The sequence below is a fragment of the Sphingomonas sp. 2378 genome, assembly GCF_038084995.1.
GTDB lineage: Bacteria > Pseudomonadota > Alphaproteobacteria > Sphingomonadales > Sphingomonadaceae > Sphingomonas.
The window spans coordinates 1-14781 of sequence record NZ_JAXCMJ010000064.1 but is presented as its reverse complement, the minus strand read 5'-3'; the positions used below and the strand labels follow the sequence as shown (position 1 = coordinate 14781).

Annotated in this window: 11 protein-coding genes; 4 read left to right on the top strand and 7 right to left on the bottom strand. The window is 60.2% G+C overall.

Going from position 1 to position 14781, the window contains the following annotated elements; genetic code table 11:
- Positions 1–181 precede the first annotated feature (181 nt).
- The 6 genes from SM191_RS18425 to SM191_RS18400 form a co-directional block, all read right to left on the bottom strand.
- Positions 182–1306: a tetratricopeptide repeat protein gene (locus tag SM191_RS18425; RefSeq protein ID WP_341507475.1), complete on the bottom strand. Its 1125-nt coding sequence runs from the start codon at positions 1304–1306 to the stop codon at positions 182–184.
- A gap of 62 nt (positions 1307–1368) precedes the next feature.
- Complete coding sequence (locus SM191_RS18420) at positions 1369–3576, bottom strand: GumC family protein (RefSeq protein ID WP_341507474.1); 2208 nt, start codon at positions 3574–3576, stop codon at positions 1369–1371.
- Positions 3577–3586: 10 nt separating this feature from the next.
- Complete coding sequence (locus SM191_RS18415; protein ID WP_341507473.1) at positions 3587–4300, bottom strand: polysaccharide biosynthesis/export family protein; 714 nt, start codon at positions 4298–4300, stop codon at positions 3587–3589.
- A 46-nt stretch (positions 4301–4346) separates the two neighbouring features.
- Complete coding sequence (locus SM191_RS18410; protein WP_341507472.1) at positions 4347–5732, bottom strand: O-antigen ligase family protein; 1386 nt, start codon at positions 5730–5732, stop codon at positions 4347–4349.
- A 49-nt stretch (positions 5733–5781) separates the two neighbouring features.
- Positions 5782–7266: a right-handed parallel beta-helix repeat-containing protein gene (locus SM191_RS18405; protein ID WP_341507471.1), complete on the bottom strand. Its 1485-nt coding sequence runs from the start codon at positions 7264–7266 to the stop codon at positions 5782–5784.
- Positions 7251–7994: an FkbM family methyltransferase gene (locus SM191_RS18400; protein WP_341507470.1), complete on the bottom strand. Its 744-nt coding sequence runs from the start codon at positions 7992–7994 to the stop codon at positions 7251–7253. Before SM191_RS18400 ends, SM191_RS18405 begins: the two co-directional genes overlap by 16 nt.
- A 216-nt stretch (positions 7995–8210) precedes the next feature.
- On the opposite strand from SM191_RS18400, the gene SM191_RS18395 reads away from it, so the two are divergent.
- Genes SM191_RS18395 through SM191_RS18380 form a run of 4 tightly spaced genes read left to right on the top strand, consistent with a single transcriptional unit; the run spans position 8211 to position 13110 of the window.
- Positions 8211–9431 carry a lipopolysaccharide biosynthesis protein gene (locus SM191_RS18395; RefSeq protein ID WP_341507469.1) on the top strand — a complete coding sequence of 407 codons (1221 nt, stop codon included), beginning with the start codon at positions 8211–8213 and terminating at the stop codon, positions 9429–9431.
- Positions 9432–9464: 33 nt separating this feature from the next.
- Positions 9465–10523, top strand: a complete 1059-nt coding sequence (locus SM191_RS18390; protein ID WP_341507468.1) for a glycosyltransferase — start codon at positions 9465–9467, stop codon at positions 10521–10523.
- A 14-nt stretch (positions 10524–10537) separates the two neighbouring features.
- The gene (wzy, locus tag SM191_RS18385) at positions 10538–11890 is read left to right on the top strand and encodes an O-antigen polysaccharide polymerase Wzy (protein ID WP_341507467.1); all 1353 of its coding nucleotides are present in this window, start codon (positions 10538–10540) and stop codon (positions 11888–11890) included.
- Positions 11887–13110: a glycosyltransferase gene (locus SM191_RS18380; protein ID WP_341507466.1), complete on the top strand. Its 1224-nt coding sequence runs from the start codon at positions 11887–11889 to the stop codon at positions 13108–13110. Before wzy ends, SM191_RS18380 begins: the two co-directional genes overlap by 4 nt.
- On the opposite strand, the gene SM191_RS18375 is transcribed toward SM191_RS18380, so the two are convergent.
- Complete coding sequence (locus SM191_RS18375) at positions 13067–14359, bottom strand: sugar transferase (protein ID WP_341507476.1); 1293 nt, start codon at positions 14357–14359, stop codon at positions 13067–13069. The two genes, SM191_RS18380 and SM191_RS18375, sit on opposite strands and share 44 nt — an antisense overlap.
- Between the last annotated feature and the right edge of the window lie 422 nt (positions 14360–14781).

Genomic DNA, 14781 nt, shown 5'->3' with positions numbered 1-14781 from the left:
TGTCGCCACCCGCTACGACAAACTCGCCGCCAACTTCCTGTCAGGCGTCGCCATCGCAACCGCCCTCGCCTTCTGGCTCTGATTGAGTCTCAGCCCTAGACGTCCCGGTTCAAGCGCACGCCCTGTTCAGCTTAGCGCAGACATGGCCGTCGGCAAATCAAAGGAATCGTAATCATTGCCCTTACAATCGCGCTATAGTCACTTGCTTTATAACAACTTCCAGATTGGTTGGGCTTTCGCTCGCGTCAACGGTCAAGGTTAGATTCTGTACCAGACAATTGGTGGGTACCATGAATGCTTGGCTCACGCTGCGGCCTCTCGGATGTCCCATGACCTGCAACCGTGTTAATTGCGTACCATTCTGACACGTAATTGACCAAGTTAAGTTTCCGCCTGGTGAGACAGCATCGTTGTCTACAGTCAGTTTATAACGGCCTGGTGGCAACATCTGGCGTTGCTGAACGGCGATACCAGTCGTGCCTGAGCCAGCCTCTACTTCAAGATTACCGCCATCCTTTTGAGCTTGGATGCTACCGTCACTGGCTAACGTCCAATCAAAAGCCGCGGGTATGTCGGGCAGATGCCTAAAACTGGGATCGCGTACGCCACTCCGATCGGCACCGGGCCGCAACAGAGCATATGCAGCCCAAGATACATCATATTGCTGCGCGTCGAGGCTGCGCGAAATCAGCGCCGACAAGGCGGCGGGCTGAAGGGGCACGCCCGCACGGGTCGCCATTACAAACAATCGAACAGCCGTGGCTGGCTGCACCTGCGGATCGCTACCGACAAACCACAGAAACGCATCGTACCACAATGGCTTGCGTCCTAAGCGCTTTGCCAATTGCCATGCGACCGCCGGATCGTCGGCGGCGCTGCCGAGCACCGGAAACAAAATGTCGCGTGCGGCAAGCGATGTACGTAGCGCACGATCATAGCTGTCGAGCGCGCCGATAACATCTCCTTTCGTGACGTGATATTCGATCGCCCACAAATGGGTCTGAAGATTGCGGCGTGAAAGTCGTTGCGCATAGGCCAATAATGTGGCCGCGTTCTTCATATCGCCGGTACCGTTGGCAATCAGGCCCAGCGTCTGCACTGCGGCAACCACCGTTGGATCCCGGCGTAGCGCTTTCAGAGCTAGCTGCCGCGACGTGGCAAGATAACCAGCTTCCAAATCAACATAGGAGCGAAGACCAAGAATTTTTGCATTCGATCCATTAAGCGATCCCGCTGTTCGTGGATCAGTTCGCGCGACATAAACACCGAGCGTCTGAGCACCGATCCATACGCCCACCGCAGCCACGCCGAGCGCTAGGGCGATCCGTGCCAATCCGCCTGGCCGCGCAACGCGCGGTGCTACACGGCTCATCCCGCGAGGCCTCCACTAGAGCGAGTGTCGTCACGACCATAACCGTAACCATAGTCATAGCCATACCCCGTCATCGAGCGCCGGGCTTCGAACTTAGTCAACACGCCTCCGATAATATGCGCGTTTGCACTGACAAGCCGGTTGATGCCGGTAGCGACCAGACTGGCGCGGATTCCATGCGACTCGACGGCATAGATGACGCCCTCGACTCGGCTGGCGATCAGCGGGGCATCCGCCAGTCCCATGACAGGTGGACTATCGATCACCACATGGTCGAAACGCTCAAGCAACTCACCTAGCAGCTTCTGAAGTCGCGAACTCGTCAGAAGTTCCGCCGCATTAGGCGGCAGTGGTCCTGAAGTCATAATTGCGAAGCCGAACTTTTCCGCATGGTGCAGCATCGCATCTATTTCGTCGCTGCCTGCCAGATAGTTGCTCAGTCCATTGTCGTGACTGACGCCAATAAGGCTGTGCATTGACGGCGAGCGCATATCCCCGTCGACCAACACCACGCGTCGCTGCGCACGCGCCAACAGCGCCGCTAACGCAAGAGCAGTCGTTGATTTGCCTTCAGCCGGCCGCGTACTGGTGATCGCCAGAGAGCGCGGAACACCGTGTTCAGTGGTAAACTGAAGATTTGCTTGCACAGAAAGATAAGCATCGACGAGGGACGATTTACGATCAAGAATTGCGGTTCGCGGCTCTTCATCGAGTAGCTTAGGAATCGCGCCCAACAGTGGCAGACCGAGGATACGTTGCATCTCTTCCGGATCCGCGATCGCTTCGTCAGCTTGTTCCAGCAGCAGAGCAATCAACGCGCCCAGCCCTAATCCAGCAAGCAATGCGAGTGCCAAGTTGAGTGCCAGTCGAGGGCTCGACGGCTTGAGTGGTGGATCAGCCGGATCCACAACCGCGACGTTGTTAATACCAACGCCGCCAGCAATTCCAATTTCCTTATAGCGTTGCAGCAGGCCATCATACAATTGACGATTGGTGTCCACTTCCCGCTGGTAGATATTGTATTGGATCGCACGACGACGCTGATCAAGAAAGCTGTCCTTCAGCCCATTGACGCGTGCCTCTAGAAGCTGCTCGCGCTCGACCGCTTGGCGGTATTCTCCTTGAATGGACCCTGACACGCGCTGTTCCTCGCGCGCGATGCTGCGATCAATTTGGTCGAGCTGTGACTTCAAGGCCTGCGCGGCTGGATATTGCGGCTCGAACTGAACAAGCAGCTTCTGATAATCGCTGGCGACGATAGCGCGACGCGCACGCAGCGTATTAATGGCGTCATTGCGCAACGCCTCTACCGCAGTCCCCCCGCCGCTCTGCTGTAGCTTCGCCTCCGCATCGATGCGCGTCGCCCGTGCTTGCGCTAGCGCGCCGTTGAGTGAGGCGAGGTCGTCAGCGACCAGCGAGCGTTCAACGGTCTGCGTCCCCCCGGCGGCCTGCGCAGCGGGCAGGTTGATCAGCCGCTGCTGTGAGGCATAGCCGACCAACTGGCGCTCCGACGTTTCAAGCCGTTGACGCAACTGCTCCAGTCTCGTTTCTAGGAAATTCCGTGCGTAGGACGTCGCCTGGTAACGCCGCTCCAACGAAACCTTAATAAAATTGGTCGTCCAGGCGTTGACGACACGAGTGGAAAAGATTGGATCGGGGCTAACGAACGATATGTCGACCAACCGCGACAACCGCGTCGGTGTCACCGAGATGTGGTCTAGAAGGATTTCCCCCGCAACGCGCAGCCGATCACCCCGCCCGCCCGGCGTGAAACGTCCACTGATAATATTGAATGCGGGACGCTGACTAGTGTATCCAAACATTTCATAGAATTTTGGATCATCCACCAGCTTAAGTTCAGTTGCGACGCGCTCAGCCAGAATACGCGAGCGCAGCAAGCCGTATTGCGTTTGGTAAAATTCCTGGTCAGCGGCACCCGTTTCGCGCTCGACACCTTGTACCGGTGCAATATTGTTCGACTCGCGCGAAATTTCCAGTGTTGTCTTTGCTGTATATTTAGGGGTGATGAGCAACGTAGCCACCAACCCTAGGATAACACACGCAAAGGTCGTACCCGCGATCACCCATTTGCGGCGGTTAAGGATGCGCAGGTAACGACGGATCGCGGGAATCTGCTCCTGCTCTCCACGCCCAGTAAGCACAGCGCCTCCTGCAGCGGAGCGCGTCGGATAGGACATGTTCATGCGCTTCGCCTTATTGCACGATGGCGATGAGCGGCGCTGCAAGCAACGGCGCAAGGGATACGAAATCACGGAAGAGGCGACGCTGCGGGCTATCGCCGACGATCACAACGTCGTTGGCGTAGATTTGGGGATCAGCGTAATTGCCGCGCCGGATCGCATCCAGATTATACAGGCCGGCGATCCGCTGATTTCCGACAGTTCGCAAAATGACGACATCATCCTGCTTTGCGAATTCGGACAATCCCTTGGCGGAGGCGATCGCGCGCAGGAGCGTCATTTGGTTTGTAACTGGGTACAGGCCCGGGGCAGCGACTTGACCGTCAACCGTTACGACCTGACTGACAGAGTCTTTAATATTAACAGTCACATCTGGGCGCTTAACCCCTGCGCGCGCCAATGCGGAAGCGATGCTTGACGACAGTTCCTGGGCGGTCTTTCCACCAGCGTCGAGCGTACCGATCAGAGGCATGGCGATCCGCCCGCTGCCGTCGACCTGTACATCTCGTGTGAATTCGGGAATTCCGAACACATCAACGCTGATGTTGTCGAGCGGGCCAATCAGGCTCTGCCGATCCGGTGCGATCAAGTCGCCACGTGTCGGAGCCGGCATCATGGTCTGGGAATCGAGAACCTTCAGGGTCGAGGAACTGCGTAGCGGCGTGCGGCTAACACAGCCGGTCGCTAGAACGGCGACACTCGCCACCAACGTCAAAGATTTACGCATTGAGAACAACAGTCTCCTGATGTAACCCTGCCCGGGCACTGGCGCTCTATAGAGTTGAACGTTCATCCGGTAAAGCCAAGGATGGTGGCACCGTGAGTGCTGCCGCCGCCACCAAGACCGCCATGATGATTGGGGTTCGCGCCGGATAGTCAGTGAAGCTGGCAAGCAGCACCAGGGTAATAATGATGCTACCCAGCCTTGCGCGCAGTGTCTCGCCATCTGGCGTGTGTCGCCATACGATCCATACCCGGCGCGCGAACCACGCCAGCGCTGCAAGCAGCAACAAGGCGCCCGGAATCCCGGCTTCAATTAGCAGTTCAAGAAAATCGTTATGCGCATGGTTGAAATAGGTCGGCTTCAGCAGTCGGTCAGGCTCCACTACAGCGAACAACGTTGCGAAGCCGCCTTGCCCCGCGCCCAGCGGCATGTAAGTACGGATCATGTCGAGCACGACCGGCAGCGCGCGGATTCGCATGTCGTCGCCGATTACGGCATCGGTCAATCGGTCTAGCGATGCCGATCGCCCAGCATAGAGACTGGCAGCGACTATTCCGGCGCACACCAGCAACCCAGCTACGCCGACCAGAAACGCGGTACGCCGCGACATGCGCAGTTTCGCACGCCGCACGACGCTGATCACCAGCACCATTCCCGACAATAGCGCGAGCAACCCCAGCATCAATCCAGCCCGGGACCCCGTCGCTAGAATCATCAGCATAAACCAGATGACGGTGATGCCGCTCGCGGCAACGCGCCAATGCAGCAACGGGCGGGTGGTCGCCCACTGCAAGGCGGCCACGATACCGATCGACAGAAATAACGCCTGATGGTTGCGATTGGCCAGCAAGCCACTGGCAAAGCCCAGACGTTCATTGATGAACGGGTTGTCGAATGTGCTGCCCGCAAATTGCATGGCAGCCAGGACGCTTGACAAGCCCACCATGGCCACCAAAAATGGGACAATCAGTTTAAGTTCCCGGCGCGGCACTGCGGCCACCAGCAGCAGCGTGCAAATCGGGACGATAAGGGCGAACAGCGCGTTAAGTGCGCCATCCGGCACGATTGCCGCAGGCCGCCAGGCATCGGCCGTCTCAGGCACGAGCACGCCGATATTGAACGCTGTGCGCCCAGGCAGCGCTGCCCACAACGCAGGAGGCAGGGGCACCAGTTGCAGCAGCACGATCAGCACAGCGGCCGCCAATATGAAACCCAGACCGCGATAATGCCTCATGTCGAAGCGTTGTGCCGAGCCAATCGCTATGGCGACCAGCAACATCGCACCGGTACGCACGACCGCCTGACCCAATGTATCGGGGAAGGATGCCCCTCCAGTCAGCGTGGCCAGAGCGAGCATGGCCGCCAGCAGGAGGGTGGCAAGTGCAGGCCATTTGACAGAGTGTCGGGAAGCAGCGGAACGCATAAAGGAGGTCATCCGGGCTGGTCGTTCAATAGATGGATGGGATTTTATAAGTGGAGCGAGTTCAGACCTGTTGTCCAGCGCCGTTACGCCAGCGCCCGCTGGGCGCATGCCAGTAGATCCACTGGCCAATCGTGCGATCGTACCAACGATAACCGTTCGCGATGTCGGCAGGGCGTGTATCGCTGGTGCCGGACGGCCAGCCCTGCTCGGTAGAAGGAGGCCAGCCAGGATTGGAATGGACGATACCCGACCCCAGTATCGCCACGCGCGGATCACGGAGCCCGGCGGCAGTATTGCCAATCACCGACCAACCGCTACACTCCGCGTCGCCAGCAATTGCCAGCGTAGTGCCGCCGTCACCCGACCCACCCCACCGCGGGCGATTCTCGAAGGCATTGCCGATCACGCGGATTGCCCGGCTGCCTCGGGCTGCGACGCCAACCCCCGCGGCCATGTTGGCAAAGCTGTTGGCGATCACGCCCAGCTTTTCCGAATGATCGAGCACTAGGCCATCAGTCCCGCACCATTCGAAGCGGTTGCCGGTCAACTCCATCCCTGAGCAATTTGTTAGTCGGATACCCGGTGCGCGGTTTGTCCTGCCAGCACTGATGAAGTTGTTGGTGATACGGCAATCGGTCCCGCCGCCTTCAATATCAATTGCGACGCCGTCGATTGAATCGAAGACGCAGCCATTCATCGACGGCCCCATGAAGAACGGCTCGACATCGCTGCCGCGCGCCAATCGGCGCATACTGCGCACGCCAAATGGGCCCGAGAAAAATGTACAGTCGCTCAGCCGTGAATCAACTGTGTCGACTAGTACTAGCGGGCAAGAAGCGAAGAAACAGCGCGCGAACGCCACACTCTCGCTAATCCCAACCCGCCCGACGGGCTGAGCGTCGCATTGCGAAGTGACAGTGGTGCGATCCTCGTCGCCGAAAAAACGGCAGTCGCGGAACGACACATGGTGATGATCGTCAAGAAGCGTGTTGATACGGTAGAAGTTCACATTGTCGAACAACACATGCTCGACATGGATCAGGTGCAGGTCGATCCCTGGCTCGGCACGATCCACCGGCGCGATAGTCAGATCGCGGATAACTGCGCCCCCGGCGCGGCGATCGAACCCGGCACCGGCCATCCGCAGCACGCCGTTTCTGCCTAGCTTGATCGTTGCGCGGTACACACCGGTTCCGATCAGGCAGGCATCAGGCGGTAAATCTATCGTCCGGCTGATCAGTATCGGCCCGTCGATCAACACCGCTGCGCCACTGGCTAACGCGGCTTCCAGCATAGCGGTATCGTCTGTCGTGCCATCCATCCGGGCACCGAACGCCCGCGGTGACACCATCCCCGACGAGTGGTGCCGCATTGCTGCATCCGGCGTCGAGGGCGCAGGCGCGCGGGATTGCCCGGATACCGCGCTGCCGATCCCCATGCCGACCCCGGCACTGCTGGCCATCGCCAGCGCAGCCAGCACGCGGCGGCGCTGGCGATCGGGATCGGGAGCGTTCGTGTCCACGCCGCGGTTCAGCGCGAGAAGCAAATAAGGTCATTCGCCTCATCGGCGACGAACATCCGCCGCAACTCGGCACGCGCGGCATCACCGTCCAACGTCAAATTATTGATCATCAGATGCGGCAGGTGAGGCAGAATGAGATCGCAGAAGGCGTCGGAATCGACTCCGGCGACGTTTCGTAGGTGATGCGGTAGGAATTCGACGAACAGGCGCTGCGCACCCGCCAGCAGTCGCTGCATGCCGCGCAACGCAAAGACCTCCGAGCCTTCGATATCCATCACGATCGTATCGAACGTGCCGTCCAGCGCATCGTCGAGCCGCCGCATAGGCACCCGCACGATCGATGGATTGTCGTAGGTATAGCGATGATCCGCGACGATCGGACGCCGCTTGGCCCCGCCAGAATTCTGGCGACTGAGTATGAATTCAATCTCCCCATCCGCCTCGCCAGCGGCATAGCCGTGCAAGGCGACATTGGTGGTACCATTCAGCGCCAGATTGGCCGAGAGGAAGCGATAGGTTTCAGGATTGGCCTCAATCGCGGTCACCTGCGCCACGTGTCGTGCGACCGGAATCACCAGCGTGCCGACATGCGCGCCGACGAACAGCACCCGTGATGCCGGATCGGTCGCCGCGTTGATCGCCTCCACCTCATGATCCGACCAAGCCAAGTTGCGGCGCAGGACGTTAGCCAGGGCAATATCCGAAGCTGCAATCGAGAAAACGCCATTGGGCGTACGATAGATGGTGCCCATCAGGTTCTGGCTGGGCAGGTGTCGCGTCACCGTACGGATACGACGGCCCAGCGCAGTCCTCAATCGTGTCACCGCTGATCGCATAAGCCGCTCGTTTCAGTTTTCAGTGTAGGAAGGCATAGTGCCGCCCTATCGGGTTCGATCGGAGAGGGCAACTGTATGCAGCGCGACGGCAACTGCATTGACTAGCGACGGCGAAGCGCCTTTAGCACCTGCATGACCGTCTCCGTCAGCACTTTGTTTAGTACCGCCAGCCTAGTCATGGTCCGGTCGGCCGGCGTAGCCGCGCGCACGCTAAGCCTGTTGACGCTGTCGGCCGGAATGCCCGCTGAACGCTTTGCGCCCTATGCGACAGCCTTCGTTCTATCCGAACTGGCCCGGTGTGCAACTGATTTCGGGCTCGACCCGGTCGTACTGCGTCGAGCCGAGGGACTGCCGCTGCCGGAGCAGCGCCCGATGCTGCGCGCCGCGCTGGCGATCCGCGGCGCGCACGGTCTGATGGCCGCGCTGATCGTGCTGATGCTGCTGATCAGCATCTTCCCGCTCGACGTGTTGCTGGCGGTCGCGGGGCTGCAGTTCCTGTCACAAGGTTTGTTGCAGCTGGGGCTCAACTGGCGGCAAGTGAACAATTCGGCGCATCGGTGTGCGCCGCTGCTGCTGTGCCTGTACGCGACCGTCGTCGGGCTGGCCGCGCTCGGTTATTTCCATCCAGCCTGGGGGCTTGTCCCGTTGCCGCTGCTATTGTTCGGCGAGCTGGCGTTCGCGATCATCCTGCTGACCCCGCTGTCCGCACCGCGGTTGGCCGACCTGCGTAGCGGCTATGCCACGCTCGTTCCGCAGGCCCTGCCGATGGCCGGGATCATGCTGCTGGCGTTCGTCAACACGCGGGCCGATGCGCTGATCGTGAACCATTTTGCCACACCGGCTGAGGTCGGGGAATATTTGTATCTGGCTCGCTGGGTCGATCTGGCGCCGATGCTGGTAACCGGCGTCGCGCTTCCCCTGGTGGGTAAGGTAGGCAAGATGGGTGGGAGCGACCTGCGGCGTCGCGTGTTACCGCTGGCGATCATGGGGGCAGGGCTGGCGATGGTGCCCTTCGCCCTCATGCAGGTCGCTGCGTTGCTTAACTCGGTCTATGCGCAGGACGCGGTGCTACGCATGCTGCTGGCCTGCATCGCGACCTGTCGCGTCGCCTTGTCGGTGACCACGATGCTGTTGCTGGCACAGTGGCGCGATCGCCTGCTCGTACGGGCAGTGGCAGCGTCGAGTGTGCTGGTGCTGGCACTGACCTGGACGATGGGTGCCGAGTTGGGGATGCACGGCATCGCAATCGGCGTGTTGATCTCAGAGGCGGGTAATCTCTTGTTCCAGGCGGGCCTTCTGATAAGGCGTCCGCGATCGAAACAGCGCGTGATGTCGGGAAACGCCCATGGATAATTGTCGCGCGGTTGGCGCCAGCACTGCACGCGGATGTACGTCGTGACGAGACGGGCGACGATCCTGATTGCCGACTTCTTCGGCACGGTGAAGGAACGCGGCATCGCGGCCTATGTGCGCGATATCGAGGCAGTAGCGAACCCCGTTGCCGATACCGTGTCGCTGCGCGCACCGCACTGGGTTCGGCGACTGCCCCAGGGTGTGCAGAACCTGCTGATGGTGCTGCACGAGCAGCTAGTTGTCCCATTCCACGCGCTTCGTCTGAAGCCCGACCTGATCGTCTTTCCGTATAACTCCAGTTCGTTTCTACTGTCGCTGTCGCGACGTACCGTGCTCGTGATCCACGATCTGATCCCGTATCGCGCCGGGCATCGCGGCTCTGGACTGGCGTTCGCATATGTCGCCTGTTCAGCGCGCTGGCATGCGCGGCTGGGGCGTCGGATCGTGGCGGTGTCGCCGTTCACCGCGCGCACGCTGACAGCATTGCCGCGCTTTTCTGGCAGCGAGATCATCACCATCCCCAATTGCTTCGCCACGATGCCGGTGCTCAACCATGCCGCAGAGCCACGCCCGCGCGTCACGCTGATCTCCGGTACGGGCCCGAACAAGGCGTTTGCCCAGGCACTGGAGTTGATGGCTGATGTCGCGAGTTCCCCGCATTTCGCCGGGGTCGCTTTCGACGTCGTCGGGTTCGGCATGGAACATGGACGCGCGACCGACTTGATCGAACAGGCCCGCGCTGCCGGGTTGACCTTGCCGCCGATCACGGTCCACCCGTTGCTGCCCCGCATAGAGTTGGACGCCTTGATCGCGGCCAATGCGGTATTGTGGGCGCACAGCTTGGCTGAGGGGTTCGGCCGTGCGGTCGTCGAAGGGCGCGCCACCGGCCGTCCGGTGGTGATGAGTCGCCTGCCGGTATTCCGCCCACTATACGACGATTATACCTTCGCTTATGCCAATGGCGACAGTGCTGGCTTCCGCTCCGCACTGACCCGTGCATTGGATGCTGCATCGGTCGTCCGGCCGTATAGGCTGGTGGAGGAGTTGCGACGCGAGGCCGTTGCCGGCGTGAAGGAGCTGCTCGGCAAGTGAATAACGTTAATCCCGTGATCGCCGTGACACCTCGCCCGAACCTGCGCTTCTGGGTGCCAACGCTGCTGATCCCGTTCCTGACGATGGTCGGGATGCTGCTGTGGCAGGGTGATGCCGGAGGGGCGTTCCGTGTGCTGCAACTGGCATTCGGTTGGGCGGTGGTGATCCAATTCTTGCTCGTGCTAACTAGGGTTTTTACCTGCGGTTGGTACGAATTGTTCGCCTATGTCCTACACATGCTAGCAACCGGGGCGGCAGCGCTGACTGTCACGTTCCGTCTCGAAATGTACCCGCAAGACTTGTTGTACGACCAATGCGCGCTGCTCGGGTTGGCTGGGCAGTTGATGATCGGGACGATGATACTGACTAGCCGGCCGCTCCGAACCCAGGCGCGGCTCGACCCGCGCGTCCTGACGGTCTGCGCGGTAGTCGTGTGCTCCGCCGCGCTCGTCAAATTCGGCTATTATCTGCAATATACCGGGTTGCAGAGCGGCGCACATCTGGAAATCTACACCGATGGCGACGCCGTGCGCGACAACTCACCCGCCCCAATCCGCATCTTGGCCGCCGGCTCGCCGCTGATCGCGTTGCTGGCGATGACCCAACCCGGCCTGCCGCGCTGGTGCCGCGTACTGGGGATGGTGGCGGTGATGCTGGAATTCGCGATTGGCATCCGTAGCCGCCCCCTGTTCATCATCCTGTCGGCGCTGTCACTGATTCAGTACCGCATTCACTTCACTCCTGCGCGTAAAGTGTTCGTGGTGGTAGCCGCGGTGCTAGCGATCATCGCGATCGCGTGCATCGGTTACTTCCGCGAACACAATTCAGTCGGCGCCGAGGAATATTTTTGGATCATCCTTGAGAGTTTGTTCGGCATCTTTGAGGCCGGGGTGTTCGGCGCGCAGATTCCCGACACCACTCCGATTATCGTCGGGCAGATCTGGCCACTGCTTGCTCCGACCCCGTTGGGCAGCGTCGATACCGTGGCCAAGCTGTTGACCTCGACCTTCACGCCCAAGGCCTATGTCGCCGGGTTCGGTTATTCCTCGGCGGCATTGACCGAGACGGTAATGCTGTTCGGACCATTGCTGTCAGGCGTTCTGTATCCGTTGATCGTGCTCGGAATCTTGCGGATGATCCGCGCCGCGGTCACCTCGGCCCACGCCTGGAAATTCCTGTATGGGGCCTGCATGCTGCCGATCGCTTTCTACATTTGGCGCGCCGAATTGTGGCAATTGGTGGTGCCCGCAATCAAGGCGTTGCCGTTTATCGCGATCCTGCTGTGCGTCGACGCCTATGTGCGGCTGGGCAAGCCGCGTGCGGCGTTGCGCCCGGCACCGGCCGACCGGGCGACACCGCCCGCATGACGCGCGGCCGCCTGCTCGTCCTGACGCCACGTTTCCCTTATCCGGTGATCGGTGGGGATCGGCTGCGCATCCATGCGATCTGTCGTGCACTGGCGCGTGATCATTCGTTGACGCTGCTGTCGCTGTGCGAGCGGCGTGAGGATTTTGATCCCGCGCTGGTTGATGATGCCGTCTTCGACCGGATCGAGCGCGTCCATCTGCCACGCTGGCGGTCGCTGGCACAAACCGCGCTGGCAATCCCCGGGCGTACGCCCCTCCAGGTCGCTTACTATCGCTCGCCCGCCTTCGCGCGACGCGTGGCGGCGCTGCTGCCGCAGCATGATCTGGCGCTAGCGCACCTGATCCGCACAGGCGATCATCTTCTGCGTGAGCGCACGATCCCGACCGTGCTAGAGATGACCGACGCGATCTCGATGAACTATGCGCGCGTGCGCGAACATGGCGTCAAAGGGATACGCGCACGCATCTATGCGATCGAGCAGGCGCGGTTACGGGCCTATGAAGCGCGGATGCCGCGCTATTTCGACACGGTCAGCCTGATCGCGGACACTGATGCAGCGAACCTATGGGGAAACGATCTGCCGTCCAATCTGGTGGTGGCGTCGAACGGCGTCGATTGCGACGCGCTGCCGTTTCGCGACCGCACAGGCAATCCGCCGGTCGCGGTGTTCATCGGCAACATGCATTCCGCGCAGAACATGGATGCGTGTCGATATTTCGTACAGGATATCCTCCCGCTCTTGCCCGAGGCTACCGTTCGGGAATTCCGCATTGTAGGGCGGATTCGTGACGGGGATGCGGCGTGGTTGCGCCAACATCCACGCGTGACGGTCACTGGAGAGGTGGCATCGATTCCGGCGGAGGTCGCCGATGCCGCAATCGGGGTTTGCCCGGTGCGAATTGGTGCCGGTGTGCAGAACAAAGTACTCGAATATATGGCGCTAGGCCTGCCGACCGTATCCTCCCCGGTCGGCCACGAAGGGTTGGCGGCGGTTGCATCGCGCGACCTGCTTGTCGCCGCGACACCCACCGATTTCGTGGCGGCGATAGAGCAGATCATCACCGATCCGGCATTGGCGACAGCGCTGGCGCGTCACGCCCGGCAGTTCGTCGAGGAGCGACACGGATGGGACGCAACGTTACGTCCGCTGACCGACCGGATCGGTGCCATGATCGCTACTTCGACCCGAAGCCGGATAGCATCGTCGGCCCGGTCTTGAGTGCAATGAGCGTGTCGAGCCATAGCGAGAAATTCTTAATATAATAAAAGTCGTAGCTCAGCTTCTGGTCGATGTCGCTCAGTTCTGCGACATGCCCTTGTTTCACCTGCGCCCAGCCAGTGATGCCTGGCCGTACGATGTGTCGATAACGATAAAAGGGAATTTCATTCTCGTACCAGCGCGATAATGCCACTGCCTCTGGACGTGGACCGATAAAGCTCATTTCTCCCCGCAGCACGTTCAGTATCTGCGGCAACTCATCCAGCCGGGTGCGCCGCAGGAAGCGGCCGATCTTGGTAATCCGCACGTCGTCACTCAGTGTAATTGCATCGGTACGGGCATCGATGTCACAGGAGAGGGCCTCACGTGGACGCATGGTACGGAACTTGAACATGGGAAACACGTGCCCACGGTAGCCCATACGCTCCTGTACGAAGAACACTGGCCCTTTCGAACTCGACCAGATCAGCAATCCTATGATTGCCATCGGGAGCAATAGCAGCGGCAACAGGATAAGCGCGCCGAGCACATCGACTAACCGCTTCACCCGGCGATAGGCTAGATTGGGGAGCAGCGATCCGAAACTGTTTTCCGACATATGTTCGATCGCAACTCGGCCGGTCAGCGATTCCCACACCTGCTTAGTATGATAAACGGGATGGCCACGGATTGCGGCTTCGGCCAGCATCCGTTCCCATTCATTGTCATGGTCGTAGCGCAGGTCGGCGACGATCGCCTCGTTAGGCTTATCGGGGAGTTTCGGGCGCTCCATGATCGTCCAGTCGACCTCGCGGATGTCATAGAGTAAGGCCGTAGCGCCGTGCGGAACGACATTGAAATGCGCACGGCTCGACCGTTCGCGGATAAGGAAGATTATAAAGGCCCCAATCAGCGTCGATACGAAGCTGATTGATAGGAAAATCCCTGAGTAATTGATGCGCATGCCCAGCAACACCGCTGTCATCACGCCGAAAACGGCGCCGAACGAGGGCAGCAACATGCCGAAGGCGCCCGTGCCAGGATAGGCCGTCATCCGCCGGATCAAAGCAAAACCGATGACGATCGCGATCGCTGAACCGAGTGCGCTCGATCGGAACGGCGGTTCGTTGACGACTCCAAATCGCAACCAGAACGCAGTTATTGCCGCAGGCAGAGCAACCCCGGCGACCAGCAACAACAGTAACTGGGTGATCGGAAGATCGAGAACGGTCGGACGTCGACGAGAGCGCATTGAGCGTTCAAATTGCATCAGCACACACTTAAACTCCCATATAGCTGATGACACCGGACCATCGCGACTGCCTAAGCTGAAACGTTGACGATCACACGCTCACCGAGTCATAGCGGTCTTGCCGGAAACCCCGGCCCCCGGAAAAGGGGGAGGATGCACGGCTGGCCGGTCAAAGCGCTGGAATAACCGAAGCGCTACATCAATGCCAGCCTGCTTGCACTACCATGGTCGCCAGCGGATTCAGAGTGTCAGTTGAGGTCGTAGGACCGTAGTAATTGTCAGAGTCGTTGAAGGATTGAAGTTCCATCAAGCGGCATCCCGCGAGCGTCGAGCGGGTGGCTTGACGTGACCCCGGTCTTTCATCCAGCGGCAACCAGAGACCGACCGTGGTTTTCGCGCATAAGCGCAGGTGAAGCAACGGGCGGGGTTAACCCCGCCCG

Coding starts and splice junctions, on each gene's coding strand:
- SM191_RS18400 (WP_341507470.1), bottom strand. CDS start 7,994: ATGGGCACCATCTATCGTACGCCCAATGGCGTTTTCTCGATTGCAGCT.
- SM191_RS18420 (WP_341507474.1), bottom strand. CDS start 3,576: ATGAACATGTCCTATCCGACGCGCTCCGCTGCAGGAGGCGCTGTGCTT.
- SM191_RS18415 (WP_341507473.1), bottom strand. CDS start 4,300: ATGCGTAAATCTTTGACGTTGGTGGCGAGTGTCGCCGTTCTAGCGACC.
- SM191_RS18375 (WP_341507476.1), bottom strand. CDS start 14,359: ATGCAATTTGAACGCTCAATGCGCTCTCGTCGACGTCCGACCGTTCTC.
- SM191_RS18395 (WP_341507469.1), top strand. CDS start 8,211: ATGACCGTCTCCGTCAGCACTTTGTTTAGTACCGCCAGCCTAGTCATG.
- SM191_RS18380 (WP_341507466.1), top strand. CDS start 11,887: ATGACGCGCGGCCGCCTGCTCGTCCTGACGCCACGTTTCCCTTATCCG.
- SM191_RS18390 (WP_341507468.1), top strand. CDS start 9,465: ATGTACGTCGTGACGAGACGGGCGACGATCCTGATTGCCGACTTCTTC.
- SM191_RS18410 (WP_341507472.1), bottom strand. CDS start 5,732: ATGACCTCCTTTATGCGTTCCGCTGCTTCCCGACACTCTGTCAAATGG.